The organism is Alphaproteobacteria bacterium PA2 (assembly GCA_002256425.1).
Classification (GTDB): Bacteria; Pseudomonadota; Alphaproteobacteria; order Caulobacterales; family Caulobacteraceae; genus Phenylobacterium.
The window spans coordinates 1,423,260-1,441,967 of the sequence record NKIZ01000001.1 but is presented as its reverse complement, the minus strand read 5'-3'; the positions used below and the strand labels follow the sequence as shown (position 1 = coordinate 1,441,967).

Below are 18,708 nucleotides of genomic sequence, written 5' to 3'. Positions count from 1 at the left end.
AAACCCATGACGCCCTTTCTTGGCCCCGATGTCCGCAATCTCGGCGCAGCCTATATCGACCCCTCAGCCCGGATCTTCGGCGATGTGGAGATCGCCGCCGACGCCTCGGTCTGGTGCAATGTGGTGGTCCGGGCGGAAAGCGACCGGGTGGTGATTGGCCCCCGGGCCAACATCCAGGATTTTGTCATGATCCACGTAGGCTCGGGCACAGGAACCTTTGTCGGGGCTGACTGCTCCATCACCCACCACGTCACCCTGCACGGCTGCACCATCGGCGACGCCTGCCTCATCGGCATCGGCGCCACCATCATGGATGGCTGCCAGATCGGCGAAGGCAGCATTGTCGCCGGCGGCGCCTTTCTGAAGGAAGGTACGATCATTCCGCCCCATTCCATCGTCATGGGTGCGCCCGGTGCTGTGACCAAGACCCGGGACAACACGATCGCCAACCGGCTGAACGCCTTCCTCTATCTGAAGAACGCACAGGGTTACGCCGTCGGCGACTACCGGGTCTGGTCCAAGGTGGAGTTCCGGACGGAAATGGCGGCCGAGCGGGCCCGGCTCATGGCCGGCGCTTCGTAAACCTCAGGGCGGTCAGGGTGGGTGAGAAGCCCACCACCCTGCTGTCCACAAGCCCCAGGGCCTTGGCGGCGGTCATGACCTCCACATCCTTGATGGTGGCGGCCTTGCCCTTGCGCGAAACAATCCAGACCGCAGCCTTGGGGGCCATGACCTCCATCAGGCCTGCCAGGCCCTGCACCTCGGCCACGGTGTCGGCGCCGTAGAAGAGGATGTCGAAACGGGTGTCGACAAGTGTCACACCCCGGGCGGTGAGTTCGTCGACCAGAGCGTCATCATCCACATTCCGGATGGCCACCGCCATGCCCGGCTTTACGCCCAGCTTGTCCAGTCTGGTCTTTGGATTGAGGATGGCGTCAGCCCAGGCGGAGGCCTGCTTTTCGCCCAGGCGAAAGCGGGCGCCGTCCGGGAGGATAAGGTCACCGCCCATAGCCGAGACGCCGAGCAGGGCTTCGCCGTCGTAGACCCTACGGGCAGCGCCTCGGAAGATGAGACGCGCACCCTCAAGCTGGAGGCGGCCAAGGTCTTCGCCGTCCGGAAAGACAGCTGGAACCTCGGCCTCCTTGCCCATTCCCCTTATGCGACCTTGCCCAGGGACAGGGCTTCGTAACGGGCCAGGTGATGGTCGGTGGAGCCGAAGGCGCCTTCGATCATGGTGGCGCGCTTGAAATAGTGGCCGATGGCCATTTCGTCGGTCATGCCCATGCCGCCATGCAGCTGGATGGCGTTCTGGCCGACAAACTTGCAGGCCTTGCCGATCTGCACCTTCGCCGCCGCGACGGCCTTGGCGCGATCTTCGGCGGGGTCGGTCAGCTTGATGGTCGCCATGTAGGTCATGGAAACCGACTGCTCCAGCTGGATGAACATGTCGACCATCCGGTGCTGCAGGACCTGGAAGGACGAGATCGGCTGGCCGAACTGCTTGCGCTGCTTGGTGTATTCCAGCGTACCCTCGTGCAGGCGACGCAGGACGCCGCAGGCTTCGGCGCAGGTGGCGGCGACGGCTTCGTCGATCACCTGTTCCACCAGGGGCAGGGACTGACCTTCCGGACCCACCAGGGCTTCGCCGCCGACGGACACGTTCTCGAGATAGACTTCCGCGGCGCGGAAACCATCAACCGTGGGATAGTCGCGGGTGGTCACGCCCTTGGCCGACTTCTCGACGATGAAGACCGAAACGCCCTGGGCGTCCCGCTGGCCGCCGCCGGTGCGGGCGGTGACGATGAAGTGGGTGGCGTAGGGGCCGCCGATGACCACGGCCTTGTGGCCGTTGAGGACATAGCCAGAGCCGTCCTTCTTGGCGGTGGTCTTCAGGTCCGACCAGTTATAGCGGCCCTGGGGTTCGGCGTGGGCGAAGGAAATGATCGCCTCGCCGGCGATGACCTTGCCGATCAGCTCATCGGCGCCCGCCGGCTTGCCGTGCTTTAGGAAGCCGCCGCCGATGACCACGGTCTGCAGGTAGGGCTCGACCACCAGGGACTTACCCAGCTCTTCCATGACCACCATGTTTTCGGTGTAGCCGCCGCCCAGGCCGCCCTGCTCTTCGGAGAAGGCAGCGCCCAGAATGCCCAGCTCGTCTGCAAAGGCCTTCCAGACGTCCGGACGCCAGCCCGGTTCGGCTTTCAGGGCCGCGCGGCGCTGATCAAAGCTGTAATTGTCGGCCAGATAGCTGGCGACCGTATCGCGCAGCATGGACTGTTCGTCGGTGAAGCTGAAATCCATGGGTTCCTCGGGTCGTGCGCCGCCCCGTCAGTGACGGAGCGGCATTTCGTGGGATGTTTCGGCGTTAGGCTTGGTATTAGAGGCCCAGAACCATCTTGGCGATGATGTTGCGCTGGATCTCGTTGGACCCGCCATAGATCGACGTCTTGCGGGTGTTGAAATAGTCGCCCGCCGTATCCAGGGCGTGCAGAGGACCGACCCCGGAATTGTGGCCGGTCTCACCCAGGAAGGGCGCGCCGTAATGGCCCGCAGCCTCCAGGGCCAGTTCGGTCAGACGCTGCTGGATCTCGGTGCCCTTGATCTTGAGGATCGAGCTTTCCGTCCCCGGACCCTTGCCGCTGCTTTCGCCGGCCAGGGTGCGCAGTTCGGTGAATTCCAGCGCGGTCAGGTCGATCTCCAGTTCAGCAACCTTGCGACGGAAGAAGGGATCCATCAGCAGGGCGCCGCCCAGATCGGACATTTCCGTGGAGGCCATTTCCCGGATGCGTTCCAGGCCACGCTTGGAACGGGCCACGCCGGCAATGCCGGAGCGCTCGTGGGCCAGCAGGGCCTTGGCGCAGGTCCAGCCCTGGTTTTCGTGGAAGATGCGGTTCTCGACCGGGACCTTCACATTGTCCAGAAAGACGTCATTGACCTCATGACCGCCTTCCAGGGTCGTGATCCGGCGGACCTCGATGCCCGGCGACTTCATGTCGATGAGCAGGAAGCTGATGCCCGACTGCGGCTTGGAGTCCGGATCGGTGCGGACCAGGAAGAAGCCCCAGTCAGCGTGCTGGCCAAGGGTGGTCCAGGTCTTCTGGCCATTGACCAGATAGTATTCCTTGCCGTCGTCGGCAGTGAAGCGCTCGGCCTTGGTCTTCAGGCTGGCCAGGTCGGAACCGGCGCCCGGCTCGGAATAGCCCTGACACCACCAGATCTTGCCGTCCCGGATGTCGGGCAGGAACTTGGCCTTCTGCTCGGGCGTGCCGAAGGTGTAGAGCACCGGCGCCAGCATGGCGACGCCGAAGGGCAGGATGCCGATGGTGTCGGCCAGGGCCTGTTCCTCGGACCAGATGTACTTCTGGGTCGGGGTCCAGTCTGTTCCACCCAGTTCCTTGGGCCAGGACGGCGTCGACCAACCCTTTTTGGCCAGGATGCGATGCCAGGAGAGATAGTCCTCCTTGCTCAGGGTTTCGCCGCGGTCCTGTTTCTCCCGCAGGGCCTTGGGATAGTTTTCGGCAATGAAGGTCCGGGCTTCGAGCCGGAACGCATTATCTTCCGCAGAAAAGTCGAGGTTCATGTCGGGGCTCCCTGACGCGTACGCCTGCAGCGTAAAATTAAGCGGCGCATCCATAGCGAAACGTCTTCGATTTGGGAAGATGACGTTTACGTCAACGGAAGGATTTCAGGATTTTTCACCAGGCTCGGGCATTTTGAACTGGAGGCGAATGGTGATCCTGCCGTCCTTGACCCGGGGATCTCCCGGTTCGACGTGGAAATTCCTGACAAGTTGCAGGGCGAAGCTGCCGACATTGGCGTGCATGGGCGTCTCTGAAACCACACGACAATTGCGCAGCCGGTTCGACGGCAGAACCTTGCAGGCCACCACCGCCTTGCCCTGCTGAGGCGGTGGCGGGTGATCCATCAGGCGGCCAGGGCCAACAGGGGCTTCTGCCGGGCAGCGCGCCAACCCGGGAAGATGCCGCCGATCAGACCGATCACCAGGGCCAGGGTTACGGCCTGACCGATGATGTCGGGCCCGATCTGCAGACGGAAGGCGACCTGGGTAAAGCCGGCGCCCAAGGTGGAGGCCGACAGGTTGTTGAAGCCGATCGCGCAGATCGCGACGCCCAGCAGCGCGCCAAGAGCTGAAAGGACCAGGGCTTCAACCATGGTGCCCATGAAGGCGGAAAAACCGGAAAAGCCGATGACCCGCAGGGTGGCGATCTCGGCGGCGCGACTGGAGACCGAGGCGTACATGGTGTTCAGCGCGCCGGCCAGGGCGCCGATGGCCATGATGATACCCAGGGGCCAGCCAAAATACTTGATCAGCAGGCCCGACCGCTCCGCCTGGGCGGCATAGAAATCGAGTTCGCTCTGCGCCTTGAGCTGCAGTCGCGGCTCGTCCTTCACATACTTCACAAAGGCCGGCATGGCAGCTGGACTGGTCAGGACCACCCGGGCTGTCTGGAAGGATGTGCCGCGGTTGAACAGGCTCTGCACCACCGGTGCATCAGCCCAGAGTTCGGATTCAAAGACGGTGCCCGGAGCCTCGAAGACGCCGACCACCTTCCAGTTCTGGGTGCCGAAACGGATGGACTTGCCCATCTCGAAGCCCGCGAATTCCCGCAGCAGTCCTGCCCCTACGACGATTTCATTGGAGCCGGGGGTAAACATCCGGCCCTCCTTGATCCTGGCCTGTTTGCGGACCAGCAGGCCGTCAGGGCCAATGCCACGCATGGGCATGTTGGCCTTCGTTCCCGAAGATTTCTTGATGCCATCCACCACCAGCATGAGCTCGGAAGACACAAGGGGACTGCCGTCAGGTCCTGCCTTGACGCCTGGCCCCTGCCCCAGAAGGTCGGCCTGTTCCCGGGACATGGAGCTGTTCAGCTCGGCCTCGGCCCCGTCCCGCAGGACAATGGCGACATCTGGCGCGCCGGACCCCTTCAAGGTCTGGTTGAACCCGTTAGCGAGGGACAGGAAGCCCAGCAGAACCGCCACCACCAGGGCGACGGACACCACAGTCGCCAGGGACATCCACAGGCGCTGGGGAATGGAGCGCACATTCAAGGCGATCACGGAACCGGTCTGGCGAAGCAGGCTCATCTCTGGTCTCCCTAGCGCCGGTTCAGGGCGTCGATAATGCTCATCCGCAGGGCCGAAACCGCCGGGATGGCGCCGGTCACCAGACCAAGCGTAATGGCCAGCAACAGGCCGGAAACGGCCACGATTGGCGACATGGACAGTTCCCCCAACTGGTCTCCCACAGGCGACTTGGCCAGCCCCTTGAGGATGAAGGCGGAAACCGCCAGCCCAAGGACAGCGCCCATGGTCGACAGCAACAGGGCCTCGCCCAGCACCATCCGAAGGACCCGCGGGCTGGAAAAGCCCAGGGTCTTCATGACGCCAATCTCCTTGGTCCGCTCGCGCATGGCCGAGACCAGGGTCGTGCTGACAATCATCAGGATTGCGGTGAAGGCGGCGGCCACCACCATGGTGACTATGAAGTTCAGGTCGCCGGCCTGTTTGAGGAAGGCCCGCGCGAAGGTCTTTTCGTCCACCGTTGACGTCTCCGCCGATGAATTGGCGAACATGGCGTCCACAGCCTTGGCTATGGCGTCATTGAGGTCCGGCGAGGCTGTGCGGATCGAGATATTGCCGATGGTGTCGCGCCCGAAGGTCCGGGTTTCATTGACATAGTCATAATGGAAATAGATGGCCGACGTGGAATCCGTCGGCTTGGCGCCCGTGAATATCCCGGTGATCTTCATGTCCCAGGTGCGGCTGCCATCCGGCTTTACATAGATGTTCGAGCTGATGGGAACCGTCTGGCCCAGCTTCCAGCCGTACTGTTCAGCCACAGACTTCCCGACCAGGACGCCGGTTCTCTCCGACAGGAAGGCCTTCTTCTCGGCCTCGGTCAGTTTCACTTCATTGCCGTAGAGGTCGAGATAGGTCTCAGGGTCCACATAGAAACCGACAAACCGGCTCTTCCTCTGGTCCTGGAAATAGGCGCCGAACCAGCTCTGGTGGGTGACGCCGGTGACGCCGGTGATGGTGGCGACCCGGTTTACATAGGAAATCGGCAGGGGCTGGGTGAAGTTGATCTTGTTGGACACGATCAGCCGGTTGCCAGACGTTCCGGTCTCCGACGCCGCATTAAGCGCCACATTCAGGCTGGTCAGCATGCCGAAGATCAGGAAGGCCATGAAGATCGACACCGTCAGGAGGATGGTCCTGAGCGGCTTGCGAAACAGGTTTTTCCGGACGAGGTCGAAGTCGTTCATGCCGTCGCCTCGACAAAGCGGCCCTTGTCGAGATGCAGGGTGCGGGTGGCGAAACGGGCAGCTTCGGGGTCGTGGGTGACCATGACGATGGTCTTGCCCAGTTCCTTGTTCAGCAGCTGCAGGGTCCGCAGGATGTCATTGGCCGTGGCGCGATCGAGGTCGCCGGTCGGTTCGTCCGCCAGGATCAGCTTGGGGTCGGAGACAATGGCCCGGGCGATAGCCACCCGCTGCTGCTGACCGCCGGACAGTTCCTTGGGCTTGTGCCTGGCGCGGTCCGACAGCTCGACAATCTTCAGCGCCGTCTCGACATTGTCCCGCCGCTTCTTGGGCGACAGCTTGGTGAGCATCAGGGGCAGTTCAACATTCTGGGCGGCGGTGAGCACAGGCATCAGATTGTAGAACTGGAAGATGAAGCCGACGCTGCGCGCCCGCCAAGCCGCCAGCTGGCCTTCGGAATAGCCATCGATCCGCTCGCCATCGAACCAGATCTCGCCGCCGTCGCAACGATCCGTCCCGCCCAGGAGGTTCAGAAGGGTCGTCTTGCCCGAGCCGGACGGGCCCATGATGGCGACGAAATCGCCCTCTTCGATTCCCATGGTCAGGCCGTCAAAGATGGCTATGCCTTCCTTGCCCCGCCTGTAGTTCTTTACGACGTTGTTCAGTTGGATAAGGGCGCTCATCGGGGGATCCTGCAGGGCCGATTCAAGATTTCTTGTCGAGGAAGGTCACCTTCACGCCCATCTCCGGGAGGATGCGGACATCCCTGGATTCAAAGGCGATCCGGACCCGCACTGTCGCCTTGTCGCGGCTGGCGGTGGGAATGGTGGCGATGACGTGGGCCGGAAGCACCGAGTCCGGATAGGCGTCCAGAATGGCCTCGACCTTCTGACCAGGCGAAACCCGACCGATGTAGGCCTCATTCACGTCGACCTCGATTTCGAGGCTGTCCATGTCGACAATGGTGCAGATGCCGGTCCGGGTGAACCCGCCCCCCGCAGACAGGGGCGAAATGATTTCCCCGGGCTGGGCGGCCTTGTCGATGACCATGCCGGTGAAGGGCGCCCGGATTTCATATCTGCTCAGCTGGACCTGGGTGCGGTTCGAATCGGAAATGGCCGCCGCCAGCTGGGCACGGGCAAGGTCTTCCTGGGCCGCCGCCACCTTGGCCTTCAGCATGGCGGCCTGAAGGTTGGCCTCGCTGATATAGCCGGTCTTGGCCAGTGTCTGGTATCGGGCCAGATCCCTCTGGGCCTGAACGTACTGGACCTGGGCTGAATTGAGCGCGGCCTGGGCAGAAACGGCCCTTGCCTGGGTCGACGCTGCATCGACGCGGGCCAATGAGCCATCCAGCACAGCCAGGACCTGGCCAGCCTGAACCGACTGCCCCTCCTCGACCCGCACTTCAATGACCCGGCCGGTGACTTCCGCCGCCACGGTCGCACGGGTGCGGGCCACCACATAACCCGAAGCCGTCAGGCCTCCGGCAGGCGCAACCGCCCTCGCAGGTCCGCTCTGCGCGGCCTCCACAATGACGGGTTTGGCCTTGGGCGTCGGCTTCAGGATCCAGCCCGCAGCGCCGCCGATCAGCAGGCTTCCGGCCGCCAGGGCGCCCAGCACCACCGGACCGAACTTTGCGCCGCCTTCATCCTCGTCTGAACGCGAGCGATCAATGCTCAACGACCTCAAGAGCTCTGACTTGTCTTCGCTCACTATTACCAGCCCCAAAGCCTGACGCGTGCCCCGTCGTCGGTCGGGATATTCAAGCCCGTCAGGCGACCCTACAATGGGGGCCAAACATGGACTTCGCAACAGGGTGATCGCCAATGGGAACCAGGACCGGCCCTCCCCCGCAACTCGACCGGGACGGCGTCAACAACCTGCTCATGAAGGCCTTCCCCCTGGCGGACCCCAGGAGCCTGGCCCTGGCCCGGGAAGTTGGCCCGGGGTGGGTGCTTGTGGTGCGCCCCTATGGGGGCGACCGGACCCTGCGCCCCGGCGGCGTGATCTCCGGCCCCAATCTCATGGAGATTGCAGATCTGGCGGCTTACACCCTCGTGCTCGCCCACATCGGCGAACAGCTGATGGCGGTCACCAGTTCCCTGACCATGAATTTCCTGCGCGGCGCCAAACCCGGTGACATTCATGCGCGCGCTGAAATGTTGCGTCTGGGCCGCCGCATCGCCGTGTGCGATGTTCGGATATGGACCGAAAGCCCGGATCGCCCGGCCGCCCAGGCCACCGTCACCTACGCCATCCCGAGTGCGTGAGACCACGATGACACAGATCCCCGACAGACCACCCGCCCCCATCAAGACTCCCTGCATCAAGGTCTGCGTGGTCGATGGGGAAAGCGGCCTCTGCATGGGCTGCTACCGGCGGCTCAATGAAGTGGCGGGCTGGTCGAAACTCTCGCCGGAGCAAAGGGATGAAATCCTGCTCGAACTGCCATCGCGCCGGGCTCTGATAAGGCCGGAAAAACTGGCCATGTTCTGACGGCGGACGTTTCGCCGTTCATCCCTTGAAAACCTCGTTGTCCTAGTCTGATCGCGATATCGGGCCGAGAATGGCCGTCAATCGCCGGAAGGCGGGGTTTTGATCATGTTGCGACTTGCGGTTCTGTCATTGGTGGGCGCCGTCTCTGCGGTCGGCGCGGCGCAGGCTGTTGCGGCCTTTGCGCCCTCCAACCATGCCGAAACCCTGACCCTCATTCAGCCTCAACCGGTGGTCGCCGAGTCCGAAGGCAGCGCCGCTTCCATCGCCAAGGCCGCTGACGGGCACTACTGGGCCCAAGCCAGCGTCAATGGCACGGCCGTGAAATTCCTGGTGGACACCGGCGCCAGCACGGTCGCCCTCACCACCACCGACGCCCAGCGTCTGGGCTTCGACCCCGGCCACCTGAACTATAACTACAAGGTCATGACCGCCAATGGCGAGGCCCACGCTGCCGCCGTGAAGCTGGCCAGTGTCTCGGTCGCGGGCGCCCATGTGGCGGATGTGGACGCCCTGGTGCTGGACAAGGGTCTGGATACGTCCCTGCTGGGCATGACCTATCTGGGACGCCTGTCCCGGTTCGAAGCCACCAAGACCTCGCTGATCCTGCGGCCCTAGGCCAGGGCTTCGGTCAGGGCAGGTCTACGCACCGCCGCAAGGGCCTGGTCGACGACCTCCAGGCCGGCGCCGGGCCTTATGCTCTCCACCGTCAGAATGCGACGCCAGGTCCGGGCCCCCGGTCGACCATGGAAAAGCCCCAGCATGTGACGGGTCATGTGGGCAAGGTGCACGCCCTGTGACAACTGCCTGGAGAGATAGGGCTTGTAGGCCTCGACCGCCTCGAAAGGGTCACAGGCTTCGCCCTCGCCGAAGATCACCCGATCGGCTTCACCCAGAATGCCTGGCGTGTGGTAGGCCGCCCGACCGATCATCACGCCGTCCACATGGTCCAGATGGCTGACCGCGTCTTCCAGCGTCCCGACGCCGCCGTTGATGGCGATGGTCAGGTCCGGGCGCCCGGCCTTCAGCCGATAGACCAGGGGATAGTTCAGGGGCGGCACGTCCCGGTTTTCCTTGGGAGACAGCCCCTTGAGCAGGGCCTTGCGGGCGTGGACGATGAAGGTCGTCACGCCAGCCCTTGCGCAGTGCTCGACCAGGGTGAAAAGGCTCTCTTCCGGATCCTGGTCATCCACCCCGATCCGGCACTTCACGGTCACCGGAATATCGACTGCGGCGCCCATGGCGGACATGCATTCGGCCACCAGCTGAGGCTCCCGCATCAGGCAGGCGCCGAACCGCCCCGATTGCACCCGGTCTGACGGACAACCGACATTGAGATTGATTTCGTCATAGCCATAGTCCGCGCCGATCCGGGCGGCGGCGGCCAGGTCCACGGGATCGGACCCACCCAGTTGCAGGGCCACCGTATGCTCTGAAGGATCAAAGCCCAGCAGCCTTTCCCGGTCCCCATGCAGCACGGCGCCTGTGGTGACCATCTCGGTATAAAGGTGGGTGCGCGTGCTCAGGACACGGTGAAAAGCCCGGCAATGCCGGTCGGTCCAGTCCATCATGGGTGCAATAGACAATCTATGCACTTGAAATTGCTGCATTTTTTATTTAACTTCAATTCGTTGGATCGGCCGCCTCGCCGCCGATTTTACGACCCAATACGCTACTTTTCGCTACGTTTCTCCGTCTCACTGTACACATAGAGGACACAAAATTGGCCTCCTTCGTGAAGCTTCCATCCGGGTCCTGGCGAGCCATAGTGCGACGCAAGAGCCGCTATATCAGTGAGACCTTCCGGCGCAAGGACGACGCCCGGTCCTGGGCGCTCAACGCCGAGCGACAAATTGATCGCGGCGAGGCGCCCAAGGGGGCGCGGGCGGCAAGGCTGACAACTTTTGGCGATCTGATCGACCTGCACATCGAAGACATGAAGGAAGTCGGTCGCGCGCCGGGTCGGTCCAAGGACGCAACCCTGGCCATGCTCAAGCGTCAGCTGGGCGGCCTGAACATGATCGAGCTGGACCGCGAGCGGATCATCCGCTTTGGCCGCGCCAGGGCCGAACAGGGCGCTGGGCCGGTGACCCTCAGCATTGATATCGGGATGATCAAGCTCATCCTGTCCCACGCGGCGGCAGTGCACGGCGTCTCGGTACCTGTTGAGCCGATCGATCTGGCGCGTATCGCCCTCAAGCGCCTTGGCCTTGTGGGCAAGGGCAATGAGCGTGACCGGCGCCCGACCGACGAAGAGCTGGCCAAGCTTATCGCACACTTCGAGGGAAATGACCGTCAGATCATCCCCATGGGTCGGATCATCCAGTTCGCCGTCGCCACCGCCATGCGTCAGGAAGAAATCTGCCGGGTGACCTGGAGCGACCTGAATGAGCGCACCAAGATGCTGACCATCCGCGACCGTAAGGACCCGCGCGAGAAGCGAGGCAATGATCAGCGCATCCCCCTGCTCAGCGTCTCCGGCTTTGACGCCCTGGCCCTGATCGAGGAACAGCGCACCATCCGGGCCAATGAGGATGACCGGATCTTCCCCTATCACCACAAGTCAGCGGGAACGGCCTTCACCCGAGCCTGTAAGGACCTGGCCATCAAGGATCTCCACTTCCACGACCTACGCCACGAAGGCACAAGCCGCCTGTTCGAGGCGGGGTTCGCGATTGAGCAAGTAGCTCTCGTGACTGGTCACAAGGACTGGAAGATGCTGCGGCGCTATACGCACCTGAAGCCAGAGTCACTGCACGCCATCGCGGCGTCGAGGGCGGCATGATCTCGACCTTGAAAATCATAGCTCTTGGAGCTACACTCTTTGAGGTTCATTAGGCGATGAGCGTCTACAAGACCAAGGAGTTTTCGAGGTTCGCACGCAAGGCGGATTTGAAAAGTGCAGATCTGCTTGATGTCGCCAAGGCTGTGGCGTCCGGTCAATGGGACGCCGACCTCGGCGGTGGCGTTTTCAAGCAGAGGATCGCCCGGGATGGTGGCGGCAAGTCCGGCGGCTTTCGGACGATCATCCTGTTCAAAGTCGGTGGACATAGTTTCTTCGTCCATGGCTTTGCCAAGAACGAGAAGGCGAACATCACACCCAGGGAACTAAAGGCGCTGAAGGTGTTGGCGGCCACCTTCCTGGCCCTCGACCCGAGCGCCCTGGAGACGGCGAAAGCCGCCGGTGAGATTGAAGAGGTTAGGATCGATGGCGAAGACGGCGGGCAAGACTGAAGGCGGCATACTCGGGACGGTTCACAAGACCGCTGCCGGCCTGCATCGCGCCGGCGTCATCGACAAGGCGACCATGCGCGAGTTCGACACCCTGTGCCTGACGCCGGTGACGCCCATGGCGCCCGAGGAAATCAAGGCGCTACGGGAACGCGAGCAGGTCTCCCAGCCCGTCTTCGCCAGCTATCTGAACGTTCGCAAGGATGCAGTCAGCAAATGGGAGCGCGGCGAAAAACGACCTGACGGCCCATCGCTGAAACTGCTGAGCCTGGTGAAGTCTAAAGGACTGCAGGCAATTGCGTGACCATGTGTCAGCACAAGCCGCCAGTGGTCCTGAGGCTAGAAAGGCCCTGCCCTCGCGCCGCATATCAATCATCAGCCTGCTGGAAGAACCCGGCGCTATGAAGGTTGATGACCTGGCCGAAGCCTTCGCCATGTCCAGAGCTCAATTGGCGGACACCGCCGGCCTCGCTCGTGAAGTCTTCCAGAAGACTCGCCGCCGCAATGGTCCCAAAGCGCAGACCCGAATTCGGGAAATGCTGGAGATCATCTACCTCGTGGAAAGCTGGGCGGGGAGCGCTGCGCAAGCCATGGCCTGGTATCGCGCGGAACCCATTCCGGCCTTTGGCGGTCGTACAGCTGAAGCGCTCGTTAAGTCAGGCAACGCCGCCGCCGTTCGCGACTATGTCGATCACCTGGCCGAGGGCGGATACGCTTGAGGTTTGCGTAAGGACGATGCCGCGTCCATGGCCCATCCGGAAGGCCTCTGAGAAACTAGCTATCCAGGACTTGAGGCGATGCCAAACCCCATCGCCTAGCGCCCACTAAAGGCGGCTACTCCTCTCAAATGAGGCCGGCAGAAAATCGGCTCTATCATAGGCCAAGCCACTGTCAGCCTTAAGCGCATGGCCAGCCTCCGCCGGGGTCGGGACGGGCTGTCAAGGGCGGCCTGGCCGTCGCTCCGCGATGCGCGCCAAGGGCGCGCACCCTTGACGGTCCGACCCTAGCCCGGCCCTCGTTCCACCATGCGTTTAAGGCTCTCTCTAAAAGGGCACGAGGTGTAAAACCTTCTTTCTATTCAACCCCTTACCGAAAACCGCACATCAAAAGCACTTGCTATACCTCACTCTAGGCAGCTGATTTTACTGAACTTTTCGCCCCAAACACCCCGACGCACCTCGCGGCTTTTATCCTGCCATCGAAATTTTCTAGGCCCCGATCCCGCCAATTCTGCGATTTCCTGGCCAATTGTACGATGTCCGCAGAGGGCTGAATTTCAGTCATTTCAGGGCCTCTTCGGCCGATCTGGACCATCAAAACAAGCTAATCCACCATCACAGGCGGGTCAGTTCTCAGTGAAAATCAACACCGAGCCGCTAATGCGAAAAACCGCATAATCCGACTTTATGCTCTTTATCGGATATCATCTTATTATGCCCTAAATCGCATATTGATATTTTATGCGATTTAGGGCATAATTGTGAGAAGGAGATTCTCATGACCCAGATTGCGCGCTCCCCGAGCCAGGTCGGCAACCTCATCCAAAAATTCAGGAAACTGAAGGGAATGAGTCAGACTGAACTGGCTGAGCGGTCTGGCATGCGCCAGGAACTCATCTCAAAAATCGAAAGCGGTCACAACGGCGCAAAAATCTCGTCGATCAGCGATCTCCTTGCCGCGCTCGATCTGGAGATGACGATCGGTCCCCGAACGAAAAGCTCTTCGGCTGATATCGAGGACATATTCTGATGGGCCGCCGCAAGACCCATGCCCCGCTCAAGGTCCTGATCAACAATCGTCTTGTGGGACGGTTGGAGAAAGAACCCGGTGGGGCGATCGAGTTTCAGTACGATCAGAGCTGGCTGGATTGGCCACCCCATTTCCCGATTTCGCTATCTCTGCCACCACGGAAGGCCACCTTCCGGGGCGAGCCGGTGGTCGCAGTCTTCGACAACCTCCTGCCCGATAATCCGATGGTCCGCCGCCTCGTAGCGGAGAAAACGGGCGCGCTGGGGACAGACTCCTACAGCCTGCTGGAGCAGATCGGCCGTGACTGCGCTGGGGCGATGCAGTTTCTGCCCGACGGTATGGCGGTCAACACCCTCCAGCCGATTGCAGGCGAGCCTGTCAGCGACGAGGAGATCGAGGCGATCCTCGCCAACCTCGCCAGCGCGCCGCTCGGTATCGACACCGAACAGGAGTTCCGGATTTCAGTCGCCGGCGCCCAGGAAAAGACGGCGCTCCTCTTCCATGACGGACGCTGGAAACGCCCCATCGGCGCCACACCGACAACGCACATCCTTAAGCCGCAGTTGGGAGAAATCCCGACGCCCTGGGGCATGATCGATCTCTCGAACAGCGTCGAGAACGAGCACTATTGCCTGAAACTTCTCGAAGGGTTTCGGTTGCCAATCGCGAAGACCGAGATCGCAAGGTTCGGAGCGCGCCGCGTCCTTGTCGTCGAGCGTTTCGATCGTCGCTGGCGGAGCAACGACCAGATCCTGCGTCTTCCACAAGAAGATTGCTGCCAAGCGCTCTCGATCCCGTCGAGCCGCAAATATCAAAACCAGCAAGGGCCGAGCGCCGTCGACATCATGACGCTACTCAAGGAAAGCGATAACCCGATCACGGACCAAGCGGCCTTCTTCAAAAGTCAGATCATCTTCTGGCTCATCGGCGCGACCGACGGCCACGGTAAGAATTTCAGCGTCTTCCTGCGGCCCGGAGGGCGCTTCGAACTGACGCCATTCTATGACGTCCTGAGCGCGCAACCGGCCTTTGATGCCAAGCGCATTCCACACAACAAGTACAAGCTGGCGATGTCAGTCGGCACGAGCCGACACTACGAAATCCAGGATGTGCACGGCCGGCACTTTGTCGAGACGGCGAAGGAAGCAGGCTTGGGCTCAACGATTATCAAACAGGTTCTGGATGAGGTCTTCCAAGACGCACTGCCTGCGACGGAAAGGGCCCTTAGCCTGATGCCTCAGGATTTCCATGCCGACATCCACACCTCGGTCGTCAATGCGATGACGGGCCGTCTGCGACAGCTCGAAACGGCGTGGGACGCTCTCTGATCTGACCAGCAAACACTTTGGCAATAAGCGGATATGTCCGTTCCGAACGGACATATCCGCCTCGCTTCAAAGCGCCAGTTCAGAACAAACTGAGCTGGCGCCAGGCGGTGACATGGGCCTTACACTCCGCTGAACGCGCAGCGCCATCAAGCCCGGCGATGACCTAGCCGAAAGGACCACCGGCGGAGGCGATGTCTTCGCCAGAGAGGGAGTGGGAACGAACGCGACTATTCGCTATGTTTCTCCCACCCAGTGCGCACAAAGAGAACACGAAATCGGTGTTCTTTGGTGAAGCTTCCATCAGGGCCCTGGCGGGCCATTGCGCAACGGACACACCGCCATACCAGTGAGACCTTCTGGCGTAAGGAGACGCTTGGGCCCGGGCGCTACTCTGGTGGCACTACGATCGAAAGCTTGGTTAAAGGCTTTGACACGCCCCAAAAGGCGCAATGGCAAGGCCCTTAACAGGTCGGGACCGCGAGCGCCGAGAGGGCCCCATTCAGGCTCAGGCCACCCTAAGCCCCTGAACCCAAACCCCTCGCAGGATCGGCAGGTCGCCGACAACCCTGACCCTCAGCAGGTCAGCCCGCTTTCCAGGTTCTATAACGCCCCGGTCACCGAGATCGGCGGCCTCGGCAACTGTTGCAGTTACGGTTGCCACCCCTTTGGCGAGGGGCCAGTCAAACCCTGGGGCTGTGAGGCGGAAAGCACATTCGATCAGGCTGCGCGGCACGTAATCGGAGGCGAAGGCCTCCAGCAGGTTCTTCTTGGCCAACTCAGCGGCCGGCACATTTCCCGAATAGGAACCACCACGCATCAGGTTCGGACCGCCCATGACAATCGTCATTCCCCGGGCTTGGGCCCGGGCGGCGGCCTCGAGCGTGACCGGAAACTCAGCGACCGTGGCGCCGAAGTCAGCCGCCCGGTCAACGTGTTCGGGGGTCTCATCGTCGTGACTGATCAGGGTGGCGTTTCTCGCCTTGGCGACTTTGGCCACCAAGGCAGCGTTTATGTCTGCATTTCGCACCTGTCGTTCGCGACAGTCTGCCAGCCTAAGGTCGATCGCCTCTTGGTTCATGCCGTTATCACGCCAGTTCTTGAGGTGATTTTCGATGTTCCGGTACTGTCGCTGGCCCGGAGTGTGATCCATCAGGGAAAACATCGAAGTCATGGGGTGCTCGGAAAGCTCGAGCAGCCAGTCGTGCATGACATCAGACGTCGTCTCACATCGCCAGTGAATGCGGTGCTCGGCCTTGAGCATATCTGCCCGTTCCGCGGCGGCGAGGCCTTCTGTCAGACGGTGCAGGTTCGCCTTTCCCCGTGCGGCAGAGCCATTGTAGGCGCCAAGGCTCAGGGAATCGAACACGGTCGTGACACCGACGGACAGACATCCTCCATCGTGGACGACAGCGGCCGATACCGGATCCCAGTCGATATTCGGGCGCGGGTAGAAGTGTTTTTCCAGATTGTCCGTGTGGATGTCGATGATGCCGGGCATCAGGACATCCCCCGACAGATCCTCACCCGTCTGACTGACTCCCCGATCGACAGAGGCAATGCACCCATCGCGGACCAGGACTGATCCGATGAAGTCTTCGTCTCGCGTCACGACGCGGGCATTTTTAAGCGCGTACTCCAAGGAACTCTCCAACTGATCAATCTGTAGGGGGTGGGGGAAACTCGACCGTGACCTCGCCCGTGCCGCGGGATTCGCCGTATTCGAGGGGGCGACCCAAGCCATCCACATTGAGATAGCGCTGGATCAGAAGCGGAATGTGTCGCGGGACATGCAGCAGCTCGGCCTCCATGGGCATGGAGAGGCGCGACGAGATGGAGGTGCGACGGCGGGTATAGTCAGGCACGCCACTGTCGATGAGGGTCTGGGTAATTGTTCCGCGCGCCCGGTACATTTCGGGGAAGGTCGGAAACCGCTCGGCGCTGAAGTGATGCAGGCTGAGCCCGGTCGGCTCATCGTCCACGAGACGTAGTCGCTCCAGGAATACGATGGGCGCTCCCGCCGCAAGTCCCAGTTCAGCTGCGACATGGGGCTCGGATGACCGGATATCCAGGCGCAGAACCTTCACGCTCGGGCTGCGCCCCTGGAGTATGACCGCCTCGGCGAAGCGGGGGCGACGGTTGAGGGTCACCGGGCGCGTCGGCCGACGAACAAAAGTTCCGCGGCCCTGGGTGGATTCAATGAATCCCTTGTCCTGCAAGTAGGACAAAGCGCGTCGAACCGTATGGCGGTTGACCATGAACTGGCGCGAAAGCTCGTATTCCGTCGGCAGTTTATCCCCGGGACTGAGCTCCTTCTCCTCGATCTGACGTTCGATATTCTGCGAAATCTTCCGCCACAGCGTCTGCGTCATCATCATTTGCCTGACTCATTTCAATTGTATTCGGGCGATGTAGACAAGTTTTACTACTGTCAAATAAGCTTCATACTTCATTTATTGCCGCTAATTGGTGACTACACTAAGTCTATACACATAACAACGCAACAACTTGCTCAATTGTCGGAGTTGGCATCTTGCCCGACCATACAACCTCCCCCCCGGCGCAGGACGCTCGCCGCGATTGGATGTCGACCCTGGCGAAGGCGAAATCACAGGACCTGATCGCCGCCTGGAACAGCCTGCCGGAGCGCCCGCGGTTCTCAGCCCTCCGAGCTCCCGAACACGGACTTGTGCTGGTCCGCGGCCGGATGGGTGGCGCCGGCGCGCCATTCAATGTCGGGGAAATGACCGTGACGCGGGCTGCTGTCCGGCTGGAAACCGGAGAGACCGGCGTCAGCTATGTCGCCGGGCGCAGTCGCGAGCATGCCGAGATCGCGGCTGCCGTCGACGCGATGATGCAATCTGCTGCGCTCCGGCCGCTGGTGCAGGCCGACATCGTCGATCTTCTGAAAAAGGCTCACGAAACGCGGCGCCAGCTGGCCGCACGCAAGGCCGCAGCCACCCGCGTCGACTTCTTCACCATGGTGCGTGATCGGGGACCAGCATGATGACTACGGGAATTGACCTTACGCAGATCGAACCCGGCTTTCCTGACCCGGTTTTCGGATCCCAATCCGTATTCAGGGCCGTGATGGACGCTGTCGCCCGTCCCGGCTCAATCGCAGACCTATCCTTTGCACCTGAGCCCCCGATGGGGCTCGGTCGGGCCGCCGGCGCTGTGGCGCTGACGCTTTTTGATTTCGAGACCCCGGTCTGGCTGGACCCATCCATTGATCAGCAGGGGGCCCAGGCGTGGCTGCGCTTCCATTGCGGGTGTCCATTGACAGCCGATCCCCTCCAGGCGGCGTTCGCCATTGTCTGCAATCCGGAAAGCGCGCCTGCCCTGGGCGTCTTCAACATCGGAGATGCAAAATACCCTGACAGGTCCACGACCGTGCTTATCGAGGTCGCTGCCCTGACAGGTGGACCCTCAGTCGCCCTCCGGGGCCCCGGGATCAAGGGCCAGACCGTGGTGTCTCCCACGGGACTGCCAAAGGACTTCTGGGGACAGCTTTCAGAGAACGGCGCCCAGTTCCAGTTCGGCGTCGATGTCCTCCTGGTGGCAGGCGATCAGCTGATGGCCCTGCCCCGCTCAACACGCATCCAGACGGAAGGAGTCTGAAC

Annotated in this window: 23 protein-coding genes; 12 read left to right on the top strand and 11 right to left on the bottom strand. The window is 61.9% G+C overall.

Annotated elements, in window-relative coordinates:
• Positions 1–6: 6 nt before the first annotated feature.
• Positions 7–582 carry a gamma carbonic anhydrase family protein gene (locus CFE28_06975; GenBank protein ID OYU69768.1) on the top strand — a complete coding sequence of 192 codons (576 nt, stop codon included), beginning with the start codon at positions 7–9 and terminating at the stop codon, positions 580–582.
• On the opposite strand, the gene CFE28_06970 is transcribed toward CFE28_06975, so the two are convergent.
• The 8 genes from CFE28_06970 to CFE28_06935 form a co-directional block, all read right to left on the bottom strand.
• Entirely contained in the window at positions 563–1,150 is a 588-nt protein-coding gene (locus CFE28_06970) for a DUF3052 domain-containing protein (protein OYU69767.1), read from the bottom strand. The two genes, CFE28_06975 and CFE28_06970, sit on opposite strands and share 20 nt — an antisense overlap.
• A gap of 5 nt (positions 1,151–1,155) precedes the next feature.
• Positions 1,156–2,301: a pimeloyl-CoA dehydrogenase small subunit gene (locus CFE28_06965; protein OYU69766.1), complete on the bottom strand. Its 1,146-nt coding sequence runs from the start codon at positions 2,299–2,301 to the stop codon at positions 1,156–1,158.
• Between the two features lie 76 nt (positions 2,302–2,377).
• Complete coding sequence (locus CFE28_06960) at positions 2,378–3,580, bottom strand: pimeloyl-CoA dehydrogenase large subunit (GenBank protein ID OYU69765.1); 1,203 nt, start codon at positions 3,578–3,580, stop codon at positions 2,378–2,380.
• A gap of 105 nt (positions 3,581–3,685) precedes the next feature.
• Entirely contained in the window at positions 3,686–3,925 is a 240-nt protein-coding gene (locus CFE28_06955) for a hypothetical protein (protein ID OYU69764.1), read from the bottom strand.
• Positions 3,925–5,109 (bottom strand): peptide ABC transporter permease, encoded by a 1,185-nt coding sequence (locus CFE28_06950; protein ID OYU69763.1) that lies wholly within the window; start codon positions 5,107–5,109, stop codon positions 3,925–3,927. The genes CFE28_06955 and CFE28_06950 overlap by 1 nt, the downstream gene beginning before the upstream one ends.
• A gap of 11 nt (positions 5,110–5,120) precedes the next feature.
• Complete coding sequence (locus tag CFE28_06945; protein OYU69762.1) at positions 5,121–6,290, bottom strand: ABC transporter permease; 1,170 nt, start codon at positions 6,288–6,290, stop codon at positions 5,121–5,123.
• A complete protein-coding gene (locus CFE28_06940) occupies positions 6,287–6,970 on the bottom strand; it encodes an ABC transporter ATP-binding protein (protein OYU69761.1) in 684 nt (227 codons plus the stop codon). The genes CFE28_06945 and CFE28_06940 overlap by 4 nt, the downstream gene beginning before the upstream one ends.
• A 22-nt stretch (positions 6,971–6,992) precedes the next feature.
• Positions 6,993–8,003 carry an efflux transporter periplasmic adaptor subunit gene (locus tag CFE28_06935; protein OYU71596.1) on the bottom strand — a complete coding sequence of 337 codons (1,011 nt, stop codon included), beginning with the start codon at positions 8,001–8,003 and terminating at the stop codon, positions 6,993–6,995.
• Between the two features lie 110 nt (positions 8,004–8,113).
• Between CFE28_06935 and CFE28_06930 the strand changes: the two genes are divergently transcribed.
• From CFE28_06930 to CFE28_06920, 3 genes are all read left to right on the top strand, one after another.
• A complete protein-coding gene (locus tag CFE28_06930; protein OYU69760.1) occupies positions 8,114–8,557 on the top strand; it encodes a thioesterase in 444 nt (147 codons plus the stop codon).
• Positions 8,558–8,564: 7 nt separating this feature from the next.
• Positions 8,565–8,783: a DUF1289 domain-containing protein gene (locus CFE28_06925; GenBank protein ID OYU69759.1), complete on the top strand. Its 219-nt coding sequence runs from the start codon at positions 8,565–8,567 to the stop codon at positions 8,781–8,783.
• 105 nt (positions 8,784–8,888) lie between these two features.
• The gene (locus CFE28_06920) at positions 8,889–9,398 is read left to right on the top strand and encodes a TIGR02281 family clan AA aspartic protease (GenBank protein ID OYU71595.1); all 510 of its coding nucleotides are present in this window, start codon (positions 8,889–8,891) and stop codon (positions 9,396–9,398) included.
• Here CFE28_06920 and CFE28_06915 read toward each other — a convergent pair.
• A complete protein-coding gene (locus CFE28_06915) occupies positions 9,395–10,390 on the bottom strand; it encodes a tRNA dihydrouridine(20/20a) synthase DusA (GenBank protein ID OYU69758.1) in 996 nt (331 codons plus the stop codon). The genes CFE28_06920 and CFE28_06915 overlap by 4 nt on opposite strands.
• A 113-nt stretch (positions 10,391–10,503) precedes the next feature.
• On the opposite strand from CFE28_06915, the gene CFE28_06910 reads away from it, so the two are divergent.
• From CFE28_06910 to CFE28_06885, 6 genes are all read left to right on the top strand, one after another.
• Positions 10,504–11,565: an integrase gene (locus CFE28_06910; GenBank protein OYU69757.1), complete on the top strand. Its 1,062-nt coding sequence runs from the start codon at positions 10,504–10,506 to the stop codon at positions 11,563–11,565.
• A 56-nt stretch (positions 11,566–11,621) separates the two neighbouring features.
• On the top strand, positions 11,622–12,014 hold the full coding sequence (locus CFE28_06905; GenBank protein ID OYU69756.1) for an addiction module toxin RelE: 393 nt from the start codon (positions 11,622–11,624) through the stop codon (positions 12,012–12,014).
• Complete coding sequence (locus CFE28_06900; protein ID OYU69755.1) at positions 11,989–12,315, top strand: transcriptional regulator; 327 nt, start codon at positions 11,989–11,991, stop codon at positions 12,313–12,315. The genes CFE28_06905 and CFE28_06900 overlap by 26 nt, the downstream gene beginning before the upstream one ends.
• Before the next feature lie 97 nt (positions 12,316–12,412).
• Entirely contained in the window at positions 12,413–12,730 is a 318-nt protein-coding gene (locus CFE28_06895) for an XRE family transcriptional regulator (GenBank protein OYU69754.1), read from the top strand.
• 778 nt (positions 12,731–13,508) lie between these two features.
• Complete coding sequence (locus CFE28_06890) at positions 13,509–13,760, top strand: transcriptional regulator (protein ID OYU69753.1); 252 nt, start codon at positions 13,509–13,511, stop codon at positions 13,758–13,760.
• The gene (locus CFE28_06885; GenBank protein OYU69752.1) at positions 13,760–15,088 is read left to right on the top strand and encodes a toxin HipA; all 1,329 of its coding nucleotides are present in this window, start codon (positions 13,760–13,762) and stop codon (positions 15,086–15,088) included. The genes CFE28_06890 and CFE28_06885 overlap by 1 nt, the downstream gene beginning before the upstream one ends.
• 505 nt (positions 15,089–15,593) lie before the next feature.
• On the opposite strand, the gene CFE28_06880 is transcribed toward CFE28_06885, so the two are convergent.
• Positions 15,594–16,835, bottom strand: coding sequence for an alpha-D-ribose 1-methylphosphonate 5-triphosphate diphosphatase (locus CFE28_06880; protein ID OYU69751.1), 1,242 nt, complete (start codon positions 16,833–16,835; stop codon positions 15,594–15,596).
• Positions 16,744–17,463 carry a phosphonate metabolism transcriptional regulator PhnF gene (gene phnF / locus CFE28_06875; GenBank protein OYU69750.1) on the bottom strand — a complete coding sequence of 240 codons (720 nt, stop codon included), beginning with the start codon at positions 17,461–17,463 and terminating at the stop codon, positions 16,744–16,746. Before phnF ends, CFE28_06880 begins: the two co-directional genes overlap by 92 nt.
• 206 nt (positions 17,464–17,669) lie before the next feature.
• On the opposite strand from phnF, the gene phnG reads away from it, so the two are divergent.
• Together phnG and CFE28_06865 are read left to right on the top strand one after the other, a co-directional pair.
• A complete protein-coding gene (phnG, locus tag CFE28_06870; GenBank protein OYU69749.1) occupies positions 17,670–18,092 on the top strand; it encodes a phosphonate C-P lyase system protein PhnG in 423 nt (140 codons plus the stop codon).
• Positions 18,092–18,706: a phosphonate C-P lyase system protein PhnH gene (locus CFE28_06865; protein ID OYU71594.1), complete on the top strand. Its 615-nt coding sequence runs from the start codon at positions 18,092–18,094 to the stop codon at positions 18,704–18,706. The genes phnG and CFE28_06865 overlap by 1 nt, the downstream gene beginning before the upstream one ends.
• The last annotated feature ends 2 nt before the right edge of the window (positions 18,707–18,708 follow it).

Coding starts and splice junctions, on each gene's coding strand:
- CFE28_06975 (OYU69768.1), top strand. CDS start 7: ATGACGCCCTTTCTTGGCCCCGATGTCCGCAATCTCGGCGCAGCCTAT.
- CFE28_06970 (OYU69767.1), bottom strand. CDS start 1,150: ATGGGCAAGGAGGCCGAGGTTCCAGCTGTCTTTCCGGACGGCGAAGAC.
- CFE28_06965 (OYU69766.1), bottom strand. CDS start 2,301: ATGGATTTCAGCTTCACCGACGAACAGTCCATGCTGCGCGATACGGTC.
- CFE28_06960 (OYU69765.1), bottom strand. CDS start 3,580: ATGAACCTCGACTTTTCTGCGGAAGATAATGCGTTCCGGCTCGAAGCC.
- CFE28_06955 (OYU69764.1), bottom strand. CDS start 3,925: ATGGATCACCCGCCACCGCCTCAGCAGGGCAAGGCGGTGGTGGCCTGC.
- CFE28_06950 (OYU69763.1), bottom strand. CDS start 5,109: ATGAGCCTGCTTCGCCAGACCGGTTCCGTGATCGCCTTGAATGTGCGC.
- CFE28_06945 (OYU69762.1), bottom strand. CDS start 6,290: ATGAACGACTTCGACCTCGTCCGGAAAAACCTGTTTCGCAAGCCGCTC.
- CFE28_06940 (OYU69761.1), bottom strand. CDS start 6,970: ATGAGCGCCCTTATCCAACTGAACAACGTCGTAAAGAACTACAGGCGG.
- CFE28_06930 (OYU69760.1), top strand. CDS start 8,114: ATGGGAACCAGGACCGGCCCTCCCCCGCAACTCGACCGGGACGGCGTC.
- CFE28_06925 (OYU69759.1), top strand. CDS start 8,565: ATGACACAGATCCCCGACAGACCACCCGCCCCCATCAAGACTCCCTGC.
- CFE28_06920 (OYU71595.1), top strand. CDS start 8,889: ATGTTGCGACTTGCGGTTCTGTCATTGGTGGGCGCCGTCTCTGCGGTC.
- CFE28_06915 (OYU69758.1), bottom strand. CDS start 10,390: ATGCAGCAATTTCAAGTGCATAGATTGTCTATTGCACCCATGATGGAC.
- CFE28_06905 (OYU69756.1), top strand. CDS start 11,622: ATGAGCGTCTACAAGACCAAGGAGTTTTCGAGGTTCGCACGCAAGGCG.
- CFE28_06900 (OYU69755.1), top strand. CDS start 11,989: ATGGCGAAGACGGCGGGCAAGACTGAAGGCGGCATACTCGGGACGGTT.
- CFE28_06895 (OYU69754.1), top strand. CDS start 12,413: ATGAAGGTTGATGACCTGGCCGAAGCCTTCGCCATGTCCAGAGCTCAA.
- CFE28_06890 (OYU69753.1), top strand. CDS start 13,509: ATGACCCAGATTGCGCGCTCCCCGAGCCAGGTCGGCAACCTCATCCAA.
- CFE28_06885 (OYU69752.1), top strand. CDS start 13,760: ATGGGCCGCCGCAAGACCCATGCCCCGCTCAAGGTCCTGATCAACAAT.
- CFE28_06880 (OYU69751.1), bottom strand. CDS start 16,835: ATGTGGATGGCTTGGGTCGCCCCCTCGAATACGGCGAATCCCGCGGCA.
- phnF (OYU69750.1), bottom strand. CDS start 17,463: ATGATGATGACGCAGACGCTGTGGCGGAAGATTTCGCAGAATATCGAA.
- phnG (OYU69749.1), top strand. CDS start 17,670: ATGTCGACCCTGGCGAAGGCGAAATCACAGGACCTGATCGCCGCCTGG.
- CFE28_06865 (OYU71594.1), top strand. CDS start 18,092: ATGACTACGGGAATTGACCTTACGCAGATCGAACCCGGCTTTCCTGAC.